At 55.1% G+C, this 1263-nt stretch carries 2 protein-coding genes; both read left to right on the top strand.

All coding sequences use genetic code 11. The features are described from left to right. Positions 1 to 118 precede the first annotated feature (118 nt). Positions 119 to 451, top strand: a complete 333-nt coding sequence (locus tag AB6D93_RS24075) for a DUF3487 family protein (protein ID WP_102558345.1) — start codon at positions 119 to 121, stop codon at positions 449 to 451. 12 nt (positions 452 to 463) lie between these two features. Then, positions 464 to 1120 (top strand): PFL_4703 family integrating conjugative element protein, encoded by a 657-nt coding sequence (locus tag AB6D93_RS24070; RefSeq protein WP_017108822.1) that lies wholly within the window; start codon positions 464 to 466, stop codon positions 1118 to 1120. The last annotated feature ends 143 nt before the right edge of the window (positions 1121 to 1263 follow it).

Raw genomic sequence — 1263 nt, 5'->3', positions numbered from 1 at the left:
TCAAAGAGAAACAAGCGACCAAAAAAGACCTGCTCAGTGACGGCGTGATTGGCGCGGTACTTTTGCTGTTGTCGGTATGGGGACTCAACTACGGCCTTGATATTTTGGAGGGCGTGTAATGCACAGCGCTTCAACCTTGAACGTCATGCCGCCGTTTTATAAAGGTCTGTCGATGGGCGAGATGGGGCTGCTGGTCCTGGTGTGCATGAGCCTCACGGGATTGCTGGGGTTGGCGCTGTACTGGGTGTTTGGCGCGCCTCTCATTCTGTTTACCGCCTTGCTGCTCGGGGCGCTCGGCGCCTTTGCACTGCCCAAGAGCCTCATGCGAAAGCTCAGCCGAATCAAAACGCACCATTGCCAACATTACGCCAGCAAACGCTTTGAACGCTGGTTTCATCCAGAGCGCTATCACGTTGAGGCGCGCCGCTTTGCCTGCAAACGCATCGGCTGATAAGGAGAAAACATGAGTCAACCACCGAAAAGTCGATTTCGCGCCTCACTGGCCGGGCGAGACAGTCACATCCGGTCGCTACGCGGCGCGCTCGCCATGATGAGCACTCTTGCGCTGGTTACCACTTGGGGCTGGTATCAAGCAGGGCAAGACATCACGGTGCATACACCGCCCGATTTAAGCTCAGGCTCCTCACGCCCGTGGTGGGAAGTGCCTAAGCCCAATGTGTATGACTTTGCCGTCAATCTATTTGGACTGATTAACCGATGGCCCAGCGATGGCAATCAGCAATACAGCGAGAACCTGCATCGTTACACCGATTACCTGACGCCCAGCTGCAAAAAGGTCTTAACGCAAGACTTTCAAAACAAGCGCCGCACAGGCGAGTTGTCGGGACGCGAACGCAGTCTAGCGCCTATTCCCGGTTACGGCTTTTCAGATTGGCGCGTCACCACGCACAGCCGAGACAGCTGGACGGTACAAGCCGATTTAGAACTCAAAGAGTACGTGGATGGCACGTTAGTCAAACATAACTTCATTCGCTGGCCACTGCGCATTGTGCGTTACGACATTGACGCCGAGCGCAACCCTTGGAAGCTGGCCATCGATTGTTTTGATGGCCCAGCAAGAGAAATTCAATTCAATGAAGCGCAGGAGAAAGAGCAATGAGACAAACGCTGATGAAAAGACGCGGGGGGCTGTGGCTGACACTGTTTCTGAGTCTGATGACTCACATTCATGCTCAGGCCAGTACGCTTCGCGCCATGGAGTGGCAGGGCGTCCCGCTGCAAGTGGTGCTCACGCCAGGGCAA

This window comes from Vibrio sp. 10N.247.310.23 (genome assembly GCF_041467155.1).
In the GTDB taxonomy this organism is placed as follows: domain Bacteria; phylum Pseudomonadota; class Gammaproteobacteria; order Enterobacterales; family Vibrionaceae; genus Vibrio; species Vibrio crassostreae_C.
Note: the sequence above shows the minus strand (reverse complement) of the source record. Positions and strands in the feature narration are given on the sequence as shown.

Bases quoted from the DNA above. Each gene is read 5' to 3' on its own strand.
- AB6D93_RS24075 (WP_102558345.1), top strand. From the start codon at position 119: ATGCACAGCGCTTCAACCTTGAACGTCATGCCGCCGTTTTATAAAGGT.
- AB6D93_RS24070 (WP_017108822.1), top strand. From the start codon at position 464: ATGAGTCAACCACCGAAAAGTCGATTTCGCGCCTCACTGGCCGGGCGA.